18 protein-coding genes are annotated in these 19328 nt (G+C 34.4%); 13 read left to right on the top strand and 5 right to left on the bottom strand.

Annotated elements, in window-relative coordinates:
• Positions 1-44 precede the first annotated feature (44 nt).
• Positions 45-3314, top strand: coding sequence for a cytochrome c biogenesis protein CcsA (ccsA, locus tag Q0893_RS18170; RefSeq protein ID WP_299278406.1), 3270 nt, complete (start codon positions 45-47; stop codon positions 3312-3314).
• Positions 3315-3342: 28 nt separating this feature from the next.
• Here the strand turns inward: ccsA and Q0893_RS18165 are convergent, their stop codons facing one another.
• Positions 3343-4728: a hypothetical protein gene (locus tag Q0893_RS18165; RefSeq protein ID WP_299278403.1), complete on the bottom strand. Its 1386-nt coding sequence runs from the start codon at positions 4726-4728 to the stop codon at positions 3343-3345.
• A gap of 161 nt (positions 4729-4889) precedes the next feature.
• Between Q0893_RS18165 and mscL the strand changes: the two genes are divergently transcribed.
• The gene (mscL, locus tag Q0893_RS18160) at positions 4890-5330 is read left to right on the top strand and encodes a large conductance mechanosensitive channel protein MscL (RefSeq protein ID WP_298904524.1); all 441 of its coding nucleotides are present in this window, start codon (positions 4890-4892) and stop codon (positions 5328-5330) included.
• A gap of 461 nt (positions 5331-5791) precedes the next feature.
• On the opposite strand, the gene Q0893_RS18155 is transcribed toward mscL, so the two are convergent.
• Together Q0893_RS18155 and Q0893_RS18150 are read right to left on the bottom strand one after the other, a co-directional pair.
• Positions 5792-6214, bottom strand: coding sequence for a DUF2452 domain-containing protein (locus Q0893_RS18155; protein WP_299278398.1), 423 nt, complete (start codon positions 6212-6214; stop codon positions 5792-5794).
• 5 nt (positions 6215-6219) lie between these two features.
• On the bottom strand, positions 6220-7173 hold the full coding sequence (locus tag Q0893_RS18150) for a hypothetical protein (protein ID WP_299278394.1): 954 nt from the start codon (positions 7171-7173) through the stop codon (positions 6220-6222).
• 321 nt (positions 7174-7494) lie between these two features.
• On the opposite strand from Q0893_RS18150, the gene Q0893_RS18145 reads away from it, so the two are divergent.
• The 9 genes from Q0893_RS18145 to Q0893_RS18105 all read left to right on the top strand — a co-directional run bounded on the left by Q0893_RS18145 (position 7495) and on the right by Q0893_RS18105 (position 13148).
• Positions 7495-7671 (top strand): hypothetical protein, encoded by a 177-nt coding sequence (locus tag Q0893_RS18145; protein WP_299278391.1) that lies wholly within the window; start codon positions 7495-7497, stop codon positions 7669-7671.
• Between the two features lie 34 nt (positions 7672-7705).
• Positions 7706-9331 carry a tetratricopeptide repeat-containing sensor histidine kinase gene (locus tag Q0893_RS18140; protein WP_299278388.1) on the top strand — a complete coding sequence of 542 codons (1626 nt, stop codon included), beginning with the start codon at positions 7706-7708 and terminating at the stop codon, positions 9329-9331.
• Complete coding sequence (locus Q0893_RS18135; protein ID WP_299278385.1) at positions 9331-9999, top strand: DUF5932 domain-containing protein; 669 nt, start codon at positions 9331-9333, stop codon at positions 9997-9999. Before Q0893_RS18140 ends, Q0893_RS18135 begins: the two co-directional genes overlap by 1 nt.
• 203 nt (positions 10000-10202) lie before the next feature.
• Positions 10203-10967, top strand: coding sequence for a hypothetical protein (locus tag Q0893_RS18130; RefSeq protein WP_299278382.1), 765 nt, complete (start codon positions 10203-10205; stop codon positions 10965-10967).
• Between the two features lie 97 nt (positions 10968-11064).
• Positions 11065-11289 (top strand): hypothetical protein, encoded by a 225-nt coding sequence (locus Q0893_RS18125; RefSeq protein WP_299278379.1) that lies wholly within the window; start codon positions 11065-11067, stop codon positions 11287-11289.
• Positions 11290-11302: 13 nt separating this feature from the next.
• A complete protein-coding gene (locus tag Q0893_RS18120; protein ID WP_299278376.1) occupies positions 11303-11596 on the top strand; it encodes a TM2 domain-containing protein in 294 nt (97 codons plus the stop codon).
• 55 nt (positions 11597-11651) lie between these two features.
• Entirely contained in the window at positions 11652-12152 is a 501-nt protein-coding gene (locus Q0893_RS18115) for a hypothetical protein (RefSeq protein ID WP_299278373.1), read from the top strand.
• Positions 12153-12371: 219 nt separating this feature from the next.
• Entirely contained in the window at positions 12372-12608 is a 237-nt protein-coding gene (locus tag Q0893_RS18110) for a hypothetical protein (RefSeq protein ID WP_299278370.1), read from the top strand.
• A gap of 207 nt (positions 12609-12815) precedes the next feature.
• Positions 12816-13148: a hypothetical protein gene (locus tag Q0893_RS18105; protein ID WP_299278367.1), complete on the top strand. Its 333-nt coding sequence runs from the start codon at positions 12816-12818 to the stop codon at positions 13146-13148.
• Between the two features lie 310 nt (positions 13149-13458).
• Here the strand turns inward: Q0893_RS18105 and Q0893_RS18100 are convergent, their stop codons facing one another.
• Both Q0893_RS18100 and Q0893_RS18095 read right to left on the bottom strand, forming a co-directional pair.
• A complete protein-coding gene (locus tag Q0893_RS18100) occupies positions 13459-13746 on the bottom strand; it encodes a DUF2188 domain-containing protein (protein WP_299278364.1) in 288 nt (95 codons plus the stop codon).
• A 3-nt stretch (positions 13747-13749) separates the two neighbouring features.
• Positions 13750-14421, bottom strand: a complete 672-nt coding sequence (locus Q0893_RS18095; RefSeq protein WP_299278361.1) for an HAD family phosphatase — start codon at positions 14419-14421, stop codon at positions 13750-13752.
• Positions 14422-14738: 317 nt separating this feature from the next.
• Between Q0893_RS18095 and Q0893_RS18090 the strand changes: the two genes are divergently transcribed.
• Positions 14739-16145: an MATE family efflux transporter gene (locus tag Q0893_RS18090; protein ID WP_298904518.1), complete on the top strand. Its 1407-nt coding sequence runs from the start codon at positions 14739-14741 to the stop codon at positions 16143-16145.
• 232 nt (positions 16146-16377) lie between these two features.
• Positions 16378-19328, top strand: a 2951-nt coding sequence (locus Q0893_RS18085; protein WP_299278356.1) for a hypothetical protein, incomplete at its 3' end; no start/stop codon positions are given.

Below are 19328 nucleotides of genomic sequence, written 5' to 3'. Positions count from 1 at the left end.
TAAATTGGTTATCTTTGCACAACAAAAAAATAAGCCTTCTTGCTATGCAAAAGAAACTTGCTAACTTTCTCTTTTCTACACGTCTTACTGGTATTTTATTTATTGTTTACGCTATTGCGATGATAACGGGTACGTTTTTGGACGCTGGTCAAGAAACTTCGCCAACACCTTACACAAGACATTACATCTATAACGCTTGGTGGTTTGAAGCCATTATGATCCTTTTTATGATTAATTTCATCGGAAATATCTTCAGATATAGATTGCTCAGAAAAGAAAAATGGGCAACGCTTATTTTACACTTAGCTTTCATTTTTATTCTTATAGGTGCCGGAATTACGCGCTACATAGGTTTTGAGGGTTGGATGCCTATTCGTGAGGGAGAAACTCAAAATACCTATCTCACTAGAGATATTTATGTGACGGCTTTTATTGATGGCGATTTAGTTGTTAATGGTGAGCAGCAACGTCGCGTGGTTCAAAAACGTGTAGATTTTTCTGAACGCCTAGACAACGATTTTAAAATTAATACCGAATATAACGGAACTCCTGTTTCGATAGAAGTTAAGAAGTTTGTAAAGGACGCCGAACTCGATATTATTCCTGGTGACAAAGGTGATCGTTATTTAAAATTGGTTGAAGCTGGTGATGATGGATCTCACAGTCATTTTATAAAAGATGGACAAGAAGCCCTTATTCACAATATAGTTTTTACACTTAACAATCCTAAAAAGGGCGCGATAAATATTACTACAAAAGAACGTCAGTTATTTATAGAATCTCCATTTGAAGGGGATTATATGACCATGGCAACACAGGCCACTGGAGTATTGGTTAAAGATTCCATTCAGCCCTTAGCGTTGCGCTCTAGATATCAAATTGGCAACATGGCTATGGTATTTCCTAAGCCTGTTATGCAAGGAACTTTTGGTGTTGTTAAAAAATCGCAATTACTAAGAAGTAGGGAAGATGGTATTGAAGCTAATGTCACTGTTAATGGTGAAACTAAAACAGTTAATCTTTTAGGAGGACAGTACGTTAATGGGCGATTTGAACAAATTAATGTTGGCGGTTTAGATATTGCAGTTAAGTATGGTTCTATCGTTAAAGAATTGCCATTTAGTATAAAACTCAACGATTTTATTGCTGAACGTTATCCAGGTACAGAAGATAATTTTTCGGCATTTGCGAGTGAAGTTACTGTTATAAAACCTAATGAAGAAGCCTACGATTATCGCATTTTTATGAATAATATTTTAGATGAAAGTGGCTATCGTTTCTTTCAGGCAAGTTTCTATCCTGACGAAAAGGGAACTAAACTTTCTGTAAATCACGATCAATGGGGAACTTGGGTAACCTATTTCGGATATATGCTTTTATACTTAGGTTTAATGGCCATTTTATTTGATCGTAATACGCGATTTGCAGATTTAAAAAGGATGCTGAAAAAATTAAAGGATAAGAAATCAAAAGCACTCACTGTAGTCTTATTATGTTTTGGGTTATTTGGTTTTGCTCAAGAGGAACATTCTGAACACGATGGACATGATCATACGAGCAGTCCGAAAGTAAAAATCGAGCGTCCGTCAAAAACGACAATCGACTCTGTGATTCGTGCTAATATTACACCCAAAGCACATTCCGATCAGTTTGGAGAGTTGGTGATACAAGATTATAGCGGACGAATGATGCCAATGAATACGTTTGCTTCAGAAGTATTACGTAAGCTAAGTAAACAGGATCATTACGAAGAATTTGATGCCAATCAGGTATTACTCTCAATGCAGGAGAGCCCTTTATTTTGGTATAACGTTCCTATCATTTATTTACCAAAACGAAAAGGAGATTCCATTCGAAAAATTATTGGTGTTTCAAAAGATAAAAAATATGTATCTATCACAGATTTTCTAACAGATGATGGTCGTAATAAGTTAGGCCCTTACCTAGAGGAAGCCTATGCTGCCGAAATACCTAATGGTTTTCAGAAGGAATTTAAAGAGGCTTATGATCGTATGAGTTTGTTATTTAATACTTTGGATGGTCGTTCTATTAAAATATTCCCTGTGCCTAACGATGAAAAGAACACATGGATTTCTCCTGTAGAGTATAACGAATCTTATAAACCTCAAATTAAAGATTCTATCTACGGAAAGTTTATTCAGAGTAGTTTTGGCTTCTATTTAAGCGAACTGTATAAAGCCAAAGAAACAGGAAATTATGAATTGGCCAATAAGTTATTAAACGGATTTAAAAGTAGTCAAGCCAAGTTAGGTAGCGAAGTGATGCTTAGCGACGATAAGATAAAAACTGAAATCCTCTATAATAAGTACGATATCTTTAAAAAACTCTTTAGCTGGTATATGTACGCAGGAACGGTGTTGTTTATCCTGTTAATCGTGCAGATATTTAGTAGTAAGAGTAAGTTTGTCGATGTAAGTGTCAAGGTTTTGGGATATGTGATTTTAGGACTGTTTTTATTGCATACTGCTGGTCTAGTTGTACGTTGGTACATTTCTGGTCATGCACCTTGGAGTGATGCTTATGAATCTATGATTTATGTGGCTTGGGCAACGATGCTTTTTGGACTATTACTTTCCAATTCTATAAGTTCAAACATCCTATCAATTATATCAGGAATACTAGGAGGGAAGAGCACTTCATATTTAACTACTGCTGCAGGAGCTTTTGTAACCTCTATGATTTTAATGGTTGCACATTGGAACTGGATGGATCCTGCTATTGCCAACCTACAACCTGTATTAGATAGTTATTGGCTTATGATTCATGTTGCTGTAATTGTAGCGAGTTATGGACCATTCGCTCTAGGTATGATTTTAGGAATAACTGTGTTATTGCTTATGACATTTACAACAAGCAAAAACAAGGATAAAATGCTACTCAATATTAAAGAACTTACTGTGATTAACGAAATGGCATTAACGGTTGGTTTAGTGATGCTTACTATAGGGAATTTCCTTGGTGGTATGTGGGCTAATGAAAGTTGGGGACGTTATTGGGGTTGGGATCCTAAAGAAACTTGGGCACTCATTAGTATTATGGTTTATGCTTTCGTGATTCATATGCGATTAATTCCTGGGCTTCGTGGTCGTTACGGATTTAACTTTGCATCAATCATTGCGTTTGCGAGCATTCTATTTACCTATTTTGGTGTGAATTTTTACCTTTCAGGATTACATTCGTATCAGTCTGGTCAGCAGATTTTGAGCTACCAATATATTGCTATCGCCTTAGGAATAATAGCAGTTCTTGGATTTCTAGCTTATCTTAAATATGCGAAGTATTATAGAAAGTAAGGTCGTGGTATAGTCTAATGTCGATTTATTAATCGGTTACTTTTTTAAACCCTTTGGCAATGACATTAAGTGCTGGTTTACCTTGTACCACAAAAGCATTATTGTTACCATCACTATCATTTCTAGATGATTGCCATTCCCACAAATGCGCACCTTCAAACCAAGGCTTTTGCCATATTGTATTAAAAAATGCCTGGTAACATAAGGCTTGTGTACGTTTGGAAATCTTTTTATGAAATGAATTGCTTAAGTTATTCCATTCCCAAGGTTTGATACCAGCATCTGCGGTTGACTTATAGCCTAATTCGGTAAATAGAATAGGCTTCTGATATTTTTTATGAAGTTCCTCTAAATAAGCTATATGCTGATTCCAGCCGTTTTCGAGCTCTAATAATTCAGGGTTTTCATTTGTTGCAATAGGATAATACGCCTGAATGCCAATAAAATCTAGCGCATCCCAAAAAGGGATGTCATCAACCTCTTGATTCCAATTGGCACCATATGTTAGCTTTCCAGAGTAGACGTTTCTAATTTCAGAAATAAGCCTTTCCCAGCGTTCGGGCTGCTCTAAAACAGTTTTGTGTAATTCGGTACCAATGCAAAATAGTTCAATGTTTAAAGTTTCAGCAAGAACAGCATAGTCCAATATATATTGACTATAATCTTCAAACCATTGATCCCATTCGTCTTCAGTAGCCATATTAATATCTGAGCGCCAAGCACCATTCTCTCTGTTTTGAAGCCAGATATGTGGTTTAAGCATGATTTTAAATCCGTAGGCTTGGGCACGTTCCTTTCTGTGTTTCCAATGCTGGTACCTTCCCGTAGAGTCATCAAGCACAGATCGTTTTCTTAATGTAGGTTTATCGTAGTGTTCCTGAGATATAAAAGGAACATAGGTAAGCCATTCGACATTGTTAGTTTTTAAAATTTCAAACGAAATAGAATCATTTGAACTTCCGAAAATATGAAATCCGCGTTGTTTCTTGTCTTTAGCATATAAATTTCTAACACTAGAATCTTTGTTTTCAATGCTGTAATCCCAAGTATAATCGAAGTTTTCTGTTAATCGGTAGTGATCAATGCCTGCCTTTCCCATCCAAAATATTAAAACAGGAAGTACAATCTTTAAGCCTACACCTTTTAATAACCCTAAGAACCTACGTTTTTTAAAATCTCTAACTATAGAACGTATGAGGAGGAATAAAAGATAAGGAATAACAAGTGCAAAATATGTGGGTATGAATTTAAAAAAGCGTCCTAGTATTTGAAAAAAAACGCTGGTCTGTTTGCCACGTTCAATATCATTGATAAGAATGACAATCACTACAAAAATGATTAAGATAATGACGCCTATGACATACCATAGAAGGAATTGGTTGAGTCGTTTTAAAAACTGTTGCTTTGTTGCCATTAACTAATCTTGAGAAACTGCAATTTAAAAATACAACTATAAGTTTAAAATGGAAACGTATCCTATGAATTAACACTTTTGTTTTACAAAGCACATTGAGGTATTGTATCTCATACCTAATTCAAATACCTTTGACATCGAGTAACCAAAAATACAAAAGGATGAAGATTTTAAAGGAGTTTAAAGAGTTTGCAGTTAAAGGCAATATGATGGATATGGCCATAGGTATTATCATAGGAGCCGCATTTAATAAAGTGATTGATGTACTTGTAAAAAAAGTGTTTATGCCGCCATTGTCGTTAATGACCGACGGACTTAATTTTCAGGATCAGAAGTTTGTTCTAAGAGATGCGATAACCAATGGGCAAGGTGAGGTGACAGCGCAGGAGGTTGCTATAGAATATGGCGTTTTATTTGAAACAGCTTTAGATTTTCTTATTGTAGGTTTAACCGTGTTTCTTGTGGTAAAAGCAATGAATAAACTAAGAACAAGAGCTCAAGATCCTAAAGATGAGGTCGTGGCGACACCTAAAGATATTGAGTTATTGTCGAAACTTACCGATTTAATGGAGGAGCAAAATGCGTTGTTGAAAGGGAAGTAGTTTTTCTTTTTATTCATTCATTTTGTCTTGATACAAACTGCGAAGCACATCATGAGTTCTATAAAATATGAGCATAAGAATAAACGAATCAAAAGATCAAAACCGTTTATTAGGAAATCACTGCGTGACGCTCGCTTTTATTTGATTAATAGATAGCGTGTCAATATTTCTGTAGGAAAGATTTCCTAGTGCAATCTAATTTAGCTTATTTATTTGCTCACTATTTCTGAAAACGGTTGTTTTAAAAGTCTAACAATCTAAAAAGTGCCCTAAGTTTAAAACTTGGGACCCAATCGAAGCAGAAAACGTTAAAAGCAAAAAGCTGTTTGAGGTTTTGCGAGTAGCAAAATTGAGTTCTTTTTGTTTAGCTTTTAATTCGGTATTAGGTAAGATTTAAAGTTGAGGCTAGATTTTTTTGTTTCTTTTTTCATCAATGGAAAAAAGAAAATAGAATAAAAAAATTAATCATCAACCTTTTTCCAAACAAACTCACTATTCAAAGTAAAGCTACCAATAAAGTCAAAATTACAATCGGATGGCGCAATAATTGACAAAAAAGGCTTTTCATCTTTATCGCGATAGAGGTGATAAGTTTCACCAACAAGCGGTTCAAAATTATAGCGTGAATTATAGACCAAGTTGTTGTACTCTAGCTCCTGTATCATTTTATCGTACTCGGCTTTAAGCTCTAAATACTTGGCTTCAATTTGTTTATTGGCCTTATTGATATTTCTATTTTTCCATGTCGAATTATCAGTAACCTGAATCGCTGGTGAGCCAACATTTGTGGCGTAAGGTTTTAAAGCCGCATCATAACGTTGCGTGTCTTCATTAAAGACGACCTGGTCTGGTTTTTTGGGTTTCTGTTCTTTGGATTTTGGCATATGGTTTAATATGTATCACAAATATACTTTTTAATCATATGGTTTGTTATTTTTTTTAAAGTAGTTCCAGTTTCTGGATGTAAACCTAAATCAGTGAAATATTCTAATTTTCCATCTATGTTTTTTCCATACCACAGATTTTCTGTACCATCACTTTTAAAAAAATCTGTGCTACAATCTGGAGTTATCTTCTTAAAATTTAAGATACGTTCTTTTTTGTATAATTTAAGCTGATTAAGATCATACTTTTCGATATCAAATTTTACTTCTATGTAATGGTCATTTTGCCATACCATCCAACGTTTTTGATTTATAGATATTATTACAAAAATACTAGCGATTAGAAGAGTCGATAAGATTAATTTTATGGTATTATTTTTTATGTAAATAATTATTCTTTGATAATTATTAATAATTACGCTTCCATCTTTAGAGTTTCCTTTTTCATTTTCTTCTTTTTTAGAAGTTTTACGATTGCTGGTATCATCGGGTAAGAAAATGATTGCATTATCACTCTTATTCTCCTGTTTTTCTTCTAAATCTTCGATTGTTTCGTTAGGCTCTTTTTTTTGTATGTTTTTAGAGCTTAGATTAATGTCTTCATTTCTGTAGTGCGAATATGGTCTAGGAGAAAAATCTACTAAGATTGCGGTTAACTCTAACAATTCATGAGATGACATGGATTCATTTTCTTTTTTTAAAAATTTACATATGGGTTTAAATTTATCAATATCATAAGAATTTATTTCTTTTCTTATGCTATCATAATTTCTTGCATCAAAATTGTTCTTCATTATAATCTTATCAGCTTCTGATAATTCATTATTAATTAAATTAAGGAATAGTTTACGGATATTGGCTGGAGTCAATCTATAGATTTCCCCTCTAAGTTTATCAGATTTTTTATCTGATATGTACTTAAGTCTTATCGCTTCAGAATAGGTTTTGGTGGTTTTCATATCAAGAATTTAGTGGATTATCTTGGAATATTTCGGATTCTTCGGAATGTTCGGATTCTCTTATCAGATTAACTCTAGCCTCATTATACATTTGCTTCAGAATCAATTACAGTTGTGTGCTAGCTAACATAACTAAAGTACGAAATTGATTGTTACGGAAAGCCGTAAAACAACAGCTTCATTATTGAAAGGGAAGCGATTTTTTGGCTGTTGTATTACACTTTCCCACTTCCCAAAATAACTGAAGTAAAACCAGAAAGGATGGCATTTACAATTCTCTGAGAACTCTCGGATAGTCATCCTTTTGCAAAATTTAAAATCATGCGAAAATTAGCATACTTATTGGCTCTGTTATTTATTGGAGCAAATTACACATCTTGTACACCTGAAAATATCATTGACGAAATTGCACCACAAGCTTGTTGTGATGAAGAAGGGACAATACCACCACCGCCACCACCACCGCCACCAGGAGATGATGGGGTTACTGGAGGATGATTATTAACTGAAGAATAGTTAGTATTTTAGAGGAATGAAATCAACCAAGATAACACTCCTCTTTTTTTGCTTTTTTGCTTTGGTATTGACAAATATGTTTTGCCAATCAAATGATAGCGTTGCATACTATTCTGGGGTAATACGGAACCCTGAAAATGACAGTGATTTAGCAAAAGCATATAATTTTTTTATAAAAAAGAGAGAAGAATATGCTGATAAGAAATTAATTAAAAATGAAATTTACGCTACTCTTAATATTGCAGATATTCAAAAGAATCTAGTTTATATAGATGATAGTGAAAGATTAAATATTGAAAGCATTGATTTACTTGATTTGCTTGATGAAGATGAATGGACAAGAAGTGTAAGGGTGAAAATTTTAAATGATTTGGGTAAGATTTATAGAGAGAAGAAAGATTATAATGAAGCATTAAAAATTTATGACAATGTATTGAAATTGTCAATTAAGAAAAATGAAATCAGCACAATTCAAAATAATATAGGAGTAGTTTACCTAAAACTTAAAAAGTATGAATTAGCTCGCCAGCAATTTCAATTAGCTTACAGAAAAGCATTGGAAATTGACAGTGTTATTTTAATTGCTAGATCTTTAGATAATTTAGGTTTTACCAAGACTAAATTGAATATTGAGAGCGGTTTAAAGAATATGGAGGATGCATTAAAGTTAAAGAAAGAGAAAAATCATTCGCTCGGAATATATACAAGTTATGAGCATTTGTCAAAATATTATTATGATAGAGGGGAACTTGAACAAACCGAATTTTATTCCAATAAGGCACTTGAATTGGCTAAATCAATTCGAAACATAAAAGCTTTGACAAGTGCATTGAGGTTGAAAATAGAATTTGGAGACCAAAAATTCATCAATGAATATATAAAGGTTCGTGATAGTATAGATGATATCAGAGATACAGATAGGAGTAATTTTAATTACTATGCTTATCGATTCGATAAAAAAGATAGAGATCTTCAAAAAAGTAAAATAAATAATGAACGTAAGACCTATTTCCTTATTTTATTTATTTTGATATCTATATTCCTATACTTCTTTTTAAAATCCAAACACAAAAAAGACAAACTCCAACAAGTATTTACAGCCGAATCTCGGATTTCTAAAAAAGTACATGATGAAGTCGCAAATGATGTGTTTCAGTTTATGACTAAATTACAGAGAGAACCAAATTCAAAAGAGCAATTAATTGACGATTTAGAAGAGATCTATAACAAGACTAGAGATATTTCTAAGGAACATAGTGTTTTAGATTTAAAAGGTGATTTTGAAGATGTTTTGAGCGATCTCATATTGAGTTTTAATAGTCCTGAAACAAATGTGATAGCAAAAGGAATTTCAGATGTTAATTGGAATGCTATTTCAGATTTAAAGCGAATAGCCATTTATAAAATTTTACAAGAGCTTTTAATCAATATGAAAAAGCATAGCGCTGCTTCAGTTGTAGTACTTACTTTTAAAAACAATCGTAAGACCATTCAAATTAACTATAATGACAATGGTGTAGGATGTGATCTTAAAAAAGGATCGGGTTTACAGAATGTGGAAAACCGTATGGCATCTATAAACGGGAGCATTACTTTTGAATCTAAAATAGACAAAGGATTCAAGGCAAAACTTACTGTGTAATGATGTTTAAAAAAGTACTAATAGTTGATGATCATGACGATATAAATAAGAGCGTATTACATGTTCTTAAATCGCTTCATATTGAAAATATAATTAATTCGCAATATTGTGATGATGCCTATTTAAAGGTGAAAAGAGCCGAATTAGATCATGAACCTTTTGATTTAGTAATTACAGATTTATCTTTTAAAAAAGACCATCGTGATTGTAATTTATCTTCTGGAGAAGAACTCATTGAAACTTTACGAAAAATCAATACTGCTTTACCAATTATAGTGTATTCTATGAAAGACTATCTTCAAAAGGTAAGATTGCTTATAAATGAGTATAATGTAAATGCCTATGTATGTAAAGATCGTCATGGCTCCACTCAATTGGAGAAAGCCATAAAAGCGGTATCTAATAATGAACAATATTTATCTCCACAAGTAACTCAGGCCTTACATCCTAAAAATGATTTGGAAATAGATAACTATGATATTCAGCTATTAAAGCAATTGTCCCTTGGTTATTCTAAAGAGCAAATAAGTGAGTCATTCAAACAAAATAGTATTGTTCCAAGTAGCTTGAGCTCTATTGAAAAACGACAGAATAAACTCTTTATTCAATTTAAGGCCAATAATGCAACACATTTGGTAAGTATCGTTAAAGACTTAGATTTAATTTAACCCTGCATTAAGGAAAACCGTAACTCAAAACCGCCTTTTAAAAATACATTTGTACTGTATTAATTATTCGTTTAATTAATAGGGAGAATTGAGGCACATGCTTACTTAAGCGTGTGCTTTTTTTTTGTGGCTAAGGGAAGCCGTAAGGATTAAATGTGTTTTGTTTTTAGGTTTGATGAATTATTAATATTAAGTACGTCAAAATGAAAATTTATAAAGGAATTATTACATCTGTTTTAGTCTTGTTAATTTCATGTAAAAAAGAAAGTCATTACGAAAATGGCATGTCTTTCTATAAAAATGAAAACTATAGGCAAGCAATTGAAGAATTTAAGAAAGTTGACATTGAAGATGAGAATTTTTCAAATGTAAAATTGATATTACCTCGATTGGATAGCCTTTTAAAAGATAAAGAATTTAAGGAAAGAATAAATGATAGCGTCGCAAATGAAGCTATAGAAAGAGAGAAACTGGAAAAAGAGATAAAGAGACTTGCAAATGAGCTTAATAGTATTAAATCATTTAATGGCAAAGAATATCAGAATGAGGTATCATCACTTACAATTGAAGTAGCTCTTTTTTTGACATGGGGAAAAATGGGAAATGAGGCGAAGATTAATTCGAATAAAGAAATAAGTGATTTGGGAAAAGATATTATTAAGAATTTAAAGCAATTGCAAATAAAAGAGTTCCCTAAAATTAGAGCTAGTTTTTCAAGAATATTAGATAAAAAACTATGGGAAAGTGATATTGACGTATCAATATATGGAAAGACCAAATCTACTTTACAATTTGTCGGAGGGGTTTTTGCTGCTAATAAAAATGTTAAAGATTTTCATTCAACAATATTTCAAAGGTTTGAAGATTTTCGATTCAAAAGAGTAAATTATAAATGGTATAAGTATGATGATGAATACACTTATTATACAATTGATTCATATGAGGATAGTAAAATTGTAAACTATTGAATTAGCTTCAGATTGATGTATAGCCTTTACGGAATCCCGTAAGGTTTTGTTTTTTAATGGGCTTATGTTTGAAGTGTAAAACATTGAATTTATAAATATGAGAAGATATAGAAATCTAGGAGGTAATTCAGGAGTGAGTTCTTATGAAATCGGAAAAGATAGAATTGTAGTTACATTTTCTTCAAATATTTCTTACGAATATACTTATTCAAGTACTACAGTAGATCATATTGAGAATATGAAAGTCTTAGCTCAAAATGGCCAAGGATTGAATAGTTATATCAACAAATATGTTAAAAAAGGATATTCACGAATTTTATAAAAAATTAATTAAAATGAATAAGCATTATTTACTCTCAAAAATTAAATCAACAGGAACAGCTTATTTATGTTGGTTCTTTATCGGTTGTCACTATGCATATTTAGGAAAATGGGGATTGCAATTATTGTATTGGTTTACTTTGGGTGGATTTGGTATTTGGATGATTGTTGATTTGTTTCATATTCCATCAAAAGTTAATACCCATAATATGTTAATAACAAATCAAATTGCAGAACTAGAAAAGAATGAAAAGGAAGAAATGCATTCAAGGAATATGGCCATGATAGCTGCTTCAAAAAGCAATTAAAATATATAGAGAAATGAAAAAAATAACTAGTTTAATAGTGATAATATCATTACTTATGATATTTAATACTTATGGTCAAGAACAAAAAAAAGAAAATTCCAAGATTCAAGAGTTTGCTTCAAAAAAGGGCACAATAATAAAGTTTGAAAATTATAAGTTAGATAATATTAGGCTAACTTATGGCATGGCAGAATCAGAAATAAGGAAAATTATTGTAGGAGATGAAGCACAGTACTTTCTACAAATTTCAAAGAAAGGAAAATATGATACTAAAACAGCATCTATTGCATACGAGGATATAATTGAGATTCAAAAAGCTTTAAAGAATTTAAGTCAGCAATCAGAAATTGATATTAATACTATTTCCGATTATTTAGAAAATAAATTTGTCACTGAAGATGGTTTCCAAATAGGTTATTATATAAATAAAGGTAAGATTAGATGGTACGCTTCATTGGAAAAGTACGGAAGTGATAATACCATTTTTTTTAAGGATTTTGAGACTGTTGAAATCGCATTTCATTTAGGAAAAACAAAAATTGAAGAGTTAAAATAAAGCATATTGTAGATAGACTATCGTTATGCATTTTTTGATTTACGATTTCTAGGAATAATATTTGTGTTAATTCTATGAAAATTATAAAATATGATAAATAAAGTAGAAAATCATATGAAGGTTTTTTACAATCAGAAAATATAACCTTACGGAATCCCGTAAGGTTTTGTTTTTAAATAGGTATAAGTTTGATAAATAAATCAAAAACAAGTTTATTAAATGAGAGATACATATAAATATGTTTTCAAAGTTGGAAATTTAAAAGTTCATTGTGGAATTACTAATACTTTAAGAATTAGAGAACAACAGCATAGGAACTCAGGAAGATATACTGTTTATAATGGTAGTAGATATTATTGGAGTAATGGACATATAACTCAAGTTGGAAATGTAACTACAAGACAAGCCGCAATGGAATGGGAAAGAGATAATAATTGTAATGAGAATTGGAATTGATATGGAACTCCAAACACAGTTAAAAACAATAACCGAAAGCCATTATGCAGGCTACATTTAAATGGAGGGACGAAGTATATTGGGATATTTGATGAAAAAAAGAATGAGACTAGAAAACCGATTAAATCTATCGATGACATTTATCAATTTGAAGAAGAACTTCTGAGTACTGTTGAATTTTATTAATCCCAAATGAAACAAAAGCACATGAAATATTCTATAGTGGTGTTGGCTATAACCCTTTCTTTCTTTTTAGGAAGGGAATCAAAAAATGTAGCGCCAAAGCAATATATTCCCAGCTCTCACATTCCAAATTCATTTAATAACTCTCAAGTAGGGACTGAAAGTTTGTTTTATACACCTAACAATATACAAGTTAGGTTAGAACCTAAAGACACTGTGTTTCGTTGCGGACAAAGTAAAATATACCATCCAACCTTATCCCATGGTTCCTTTAAAAATTGTAAATCAAAAGTGTATAAGTTAACTGTTGAGCGCGCAAAAGAATTAGGAATGCGACATTGTCGTTGTAGTTCTTAATAGTTCATCAATCCCCATAACTCAACCGCTCACGAATCCCACCACTTTCGCGATGAATAATCACATAAGCCTTGTTTATCAAAGAATTACTATTCAGTTGCTTAAATGGCCTCAGTTTTAGTTCGTAGTAAAACCAAGACAAGGTTGGTTTAGGGCAGAGGAACATGGCCTAGCGAAGCGTTTGCCATGTGCATGATAAAACCTTGTAGACAGGTTTTCAAGAACTAAAAATGCAGCCTAGATTTTTTTGTTTCTTTTTTCATCAATGGAAAAAAGAATGTCCTTTATTGAATTCAGATTAGTAAGTTCATCAATCCCCATAACTCAACCGCTCACGAATCCCACCACTTTCGCGATGAATAATCACATCGGTCTTATGGCGTTTGGCTAAAACTTTGGCTTTAGTAATAGCTGTACTTTGTTTTCGGTGTTTAGACGTTATTCGTTTATTGCCTTCTCGACGTACAGCCCAGCCGTCCTCATAAGGAACGACATGTTGATGCCATGTACGTTTTCTAGAGCTACCATAGCCTAAGGCTTTAAGGATGGCTTCAATAAGTTTTTGTATCTCCTTTGCTATAGCGTTTTGCTTTGACATAAGTTAAGCATTGGTTGTGGCAGAAATCATTTTTAACCGAGCATAAGCGATATCAGCAAAATCAGACACCACCAAATCGGCTTTAGTGTAATCTTGATCTTCACTATGAAGGCTATCGTAACCAATGCAATAAATACCTGCCGCTTTAGCCGCAGCAATACCGTTGGTAGAGTCTTCTATAACAAAACAGTCTTTAGACATATGACCAGAAAGCTCAGCGGCTTTCTCAAAAATCTCAGGGTGTGGTTTTGACTTTTTAAGATCAGCACCCGAAATTTTGGCAACAAAGTATTGATCAAGATCAAAGCGTTCAAAAATACGATTGATATTAACCATAGACGCCGATGAAGCGAGCACCAATGCCATACCATGACTGTGGTAATCCTTGATAAGGTCTAAAACACCATCTAGTAATTCTAAAGAGGTATCCGTATCAAACAGTTGTTTAAAATGATAGCGCTTTATATCTACTAAGGTTTGTGGACCCAAGGGTAATTTAAAATGAGCGATGAGTTGTTTGCAAATCTCTAAGGTAGACTGACCCGTAAATGAGGCGTAGAGCTCGTCTGAGACTTGGATGTTGACATCGTCAAACATTTGGTAGTAGGCTTTATGATGTAATGGTTCAGAATCGACAATGACTCCGTCCATATCAAATAAGGCGGCTTTGAACATGTTGAATTAATTAGCATTACGAATATATATAAATACATATTGATAATCAATACTTTCAGACCAGAAATGTAGAAGTAAAGGGTTGACCCGCATTTATGTTCGACGAAATGTGATTTTTGATAAAAAACTGTTTTATGAACACATGAAGCCTATTCGAAATAGCATTAAAAGGTCAAATTTTGAAATCTAAAAATAATTCCGCACCTTTGACTTATGATTGTTTAAGCTCACACTTCGCCATACATCACTTAATCAGTGATTTTTTTAACCATCAGCTGTTAGGCTTTTGGTAGTATTTACTTTTACAACCAACAATCATGTCAAAATCAAACATATCAATTAAACAATTTTTTAGTTACCTCAAACAAGCCGTTTCAGGTAAAGAACAAGAATTCACTACTGGAAGCATCCGAAAAGCAGTCTTTATGCTTTCTATTCCTATGATTCTTGAAATGCTCATGGAATCCATTTTCGCTGTAGTCGATATTTTCTATGTCTCTAAAGTGAGTGTCAATGCGGTCGCTACAATTGGGCTAACCGAATCGGTAGTGACCCTTGTTTATGCCGTTGCCATTGGTCTCAGTATGGCCGCAACTGCAATTGTCGCTCGTCGTATAGGAGAAAAAGATAAAGAAGGTGCGTCACAAGCAGCGGTTCAAGTGATTATTTTAGGAGTCGCGGTGTCTGCCATTATTAGTGTAGTGGGTATCCTATTTCCGAAGGAAATTTTAGCGCTCATGGGAGGCGAACCCGATCTTATCGCTGAAGGTTACGGTTATACTCAGGTGCTTTTAGGTGGAAATGTGACGATTATGTTACTCTTTTTAATCAATGCCGTATTTAGAGGCGCTGGTGATGCGTCTATTGCTATGTGGACTTTGATTGTATCTAACGGACTGAACATCATATTGGATCCCATGTTTATTTTTGGCTTCGGACCAATTCCTGCTTATGGCGTAGAAGGGGCCGCCATTGCAACCACTATTGGTAGAGGATCAGCAGTGATTTTCCAGCTTTTCGTGCTCTTTTATGGATGGAGTAAAATTAAAGTCAGACTCAAAGATATCGTTCTGAGAGTCGGGGTTATGCTCAATCTTATCAAGGTCTCTTTAGGTGGTATTGGCCAATTTCTTATAGGAACATCGTCGTGGGTGTTTTTAATGCGAATTATGAGCGAATTTGGTAGCGAAGTACTTGCTGGATATACTATTGCCATTCGTGTGATGATGTTTACGTTTATGCCTGCTTGGGGAATGAGCAATGCCGCGGCCACACTGGTCGGACAAAACCTTGGTGCTGGACAGCCAGAACGTGCAGAGCAATCGGTTTGGAAAACAGGGAAGTACTGCGCTTATTTTATGGGAATCGTTTCTATTGCTTATTTGGTTTTTGCACCCGAAATTATTTCTTGGTTTACGCAGGAACCTAATGTTGTTGAAAATGGAAGCCTCTGTTTAAGAGTAATCGCAGCAGGTTATATTTTCTATGCTTATGGTATGGTGGTCATTAATTCGTTTAATGGTGCAGGCGATACTTTGACGCCAACGGCAATTAATTTTATTTGCTTCTGGTTGTTTCAACTTCCTTTTGCTTATCTCATGGCACTGACTTTCGATTTCGGGCCAATGGGTGTCTTTTTAGCCATTGTTCTGGCCGAAGTATTAATCTCCATAATTGCCATTATCTGGTTTAAAAAAGGACGCTGGAAACTGAAAAAAGTCTAAATGGCATTTTACCGCTGTTTTGTGTATTATATGTCTGAAAATCAACGTTAAAAGTGAATTTTGGCATTTTGGCGAATAAATAGTACAAATGATGCACTTATCCTTAATTTTAATTATCCCTCCATTGATTAATAGCCCAAAATTAGTAACCAAATTTACATTCATGATGGTTTAATCCTTTTATGATTAATACTGTTATGTGTGTTGCTTAACCTATTAAAAGATATTAACGATGAAAGGAGTACGTTTAATATTGAGCGCAATTGCGCTTTTTGCCTTCGGAAATATAGCCTCAAATGCACAATCTGGAATTTTTGAGAGTTACCTCGTTTTAAATAAGGATAATTCAGGAAATGTATTTTATGATTTGCAAGCCACTACCGCAAATCCAGATTTTAATGCGCCAAGTGCTTTAGGTACTTTTGACTGTAGTAGCACTTTGATTCTAAATGGTGCAGAAAATAAGACCTACAAATGTGGTACAGATAATATCACTAATGGTTGGTTAAGCTATAGAATTTACGAACAAGGTACAACGCCACCTGTATTTACTACAACACAAATATTTTATACAAGTGATGATTTAACAGCGCTGCATTGCGGAGGAACAAGTAATGATCAAACGTGGCAAACTACAGGTGCTAATATTAATGTTTTAGCAGGCCTAAGTGTCAATACAACTTATGTTATTGAAGTGTTTACACATGCCGATTTTACATATACATCAGGTAGTGGTACGCATTATGCAAACAACGGAGGAGCGAATTACAGCACAACCTTTAGTATTGATGACACCACAGCACCAACACCAGATGCAGTGAGTTTATCAGATATCACAGCAGAATGTGAAGTGACAAGTTTAACAGCACCAACAGCTACAGATAACTGTGGAGGCACAGTAACTGTAAGTCATAATGCAACACTTCCGATTTCAGGAGAAGGCACAACAACAATAGTGACGTGGACTTATGATGATGGCAATGGAAACACAAGCACGCAAGATCAGAATGTGATTATAGATGACACCACAGCACCAACACCAGATGCCGTAAGTTTATCAGATATCACAGCAGAATGTGAAGTGACAAGTTTAACAGCGCCAACAGCTACAGATAATTGTGGAGGTACAGTAACTGTAAGTCATAATGCAACACTTCCGATTTCAGGAGAAGGGACAACAACGATAGTGACTTGGACTTATGATGATGGCAATGGAAATACAAGCACACAAGATCAGAATGTGATTATAGATGACACGACAGCACCAACACCAGATGCGGTAAGTTTATCGGATATCACAGCAGAATGTGAAGTGACAAGTTTAACAGCACCAACGGCCACAGATAACTGTGGAGGCACAGTAACTGTAAGTCATAATGCAACATTACCAATCTCAGGGGAAGGGACAACTACAATAGTAACGTGGACTTATGATGATGGTAACGGAAATACGAGCACACAAGATCAGAATGTGATTATAGATGACACGACAGCACCAACACCAGATGCAGTGAGTTTATCAGATATCACAGCGGAATGTGAAGTGACAAGTTTAACAGCACCAACAGCTACAGATAACTGTGGAGGCACAGTAACTGTAAGTCATAATGCAACACTTCCGATTTCAGGAGAAGGCACAACAACAATAGTGACGTGGACTTATGATGATGGCAATGGAAACACAAGCACGCAAGATCAGAATGTGATTATAGATGACACCACAGCACCAACACCAGATGCCGTAAGTTTATCAGATATCACAGCAGAATGTGAAGTGACAAGTTTAACAGCACCAACAGCTACAGATAATTGTGGAGGTACAGTAACTGTAAGTCATAATGCAACACTTCCGATTTCAGGAGAAGGGACAACAACGATAGTGACTTGGACTTATGATGATGGAAATGGAAATACAAGCACACAAGATCAGAATGTGATTATAGATGACACGACAGCACCAACACCAGATGCGGTAAGTTTATCGGATATCACAGCAGAATGTGAAGTGACAAGTTTAACAGCGCCAACAGCTACAGATAATTGTGGAGGCACAGTAACTGTAAGTCATAATGCAACACTTCCGATTTCAGGCGAAGGCACAACAACGATAGTGACTTGGACTTATGATGATGGCAATGGAAATACAAGTACACAAGATCAAAATGTGATTATAGATGACACCACAGCACCAACACCAGATGCGGTAAGTTTATCGGATATCACAGCAGAATGTGAAGTCACAAGTTTAACAGCACCAACAGCCACAGATAACTGTGGAGGCACAGTAACTGTAAGTCATAATGCAACACTTCCAATTTCAGGAGAAGGGACAACCACAATAGTAACTTGGACTTATGATGATGGTAACGGAAATACAAGTACACAAGATCAGAATGTGATTATAGATGACACGACAGCACCAACACCAGATGCAGTGAGTTTATCAGATATCACAGCGGAATGTGAAGTGACAAGTTTAACAGCGCCAACGGCTACAGATAATTGTGGAGGTACAGTAACTGTAAGTCATAATGCAACACTTCCAATTTCAGGAGAAGGGACAACAACGATAGTGACTTGGACTTATGATGATGGCAACGGAAACACAAGCACACAAGATCAAAATGTGATTATAGATGATACGACAGCACCAACACCAGATGCCGTAAGTTTATCAGATATCACAGCGGAATGTGAAGTGACAAGTTTAACAGCACCAACGGCTACAGATAATTGCGGAGGTACAGTAACTGTAAGTCATAATGCAACACTTCCGATTTCAGGCGAAGGCACAACAACGATAGTAACTTGGACTTATGATGATGGTAACGGAAACACAAGCACACAAGATCAGAATGTGATTATAGATGATACCACAGCACCAACACCAGATGCAGTGAGTTTATCAGATATCACAGCGGAATGTGAAGTGACAAGTTTAACAGCACCAACGGCCACAGATAACTGTGGAGGTACAGTAACTGTAAGTCATAATGCAACACTTCCAATTTCAGGCGAAGGCACAACAACGATAGTGACGTGGACTTATGACGATGGCAATGGAAATACAAGTACACAAGATCAGAATGTGATTATCGATGATACGACAGCACCAACACCAGATGCAGTGAGTTTATCAGATATCACAGCGGAATGTGAAGTGACAAGTTTAACAGCACCAAC

The organism is uncultured Psychroserpens sp., assembly GCF_947494225.1.
GTDB lineage: Bacteria > Bacteroidota > Bacteroidia > Flavobacteriales > Flavobacteriaceae > Psychroserpens.
This window is presented reverse-complemented; position numbering and strand designations above follow the sequence as displayed.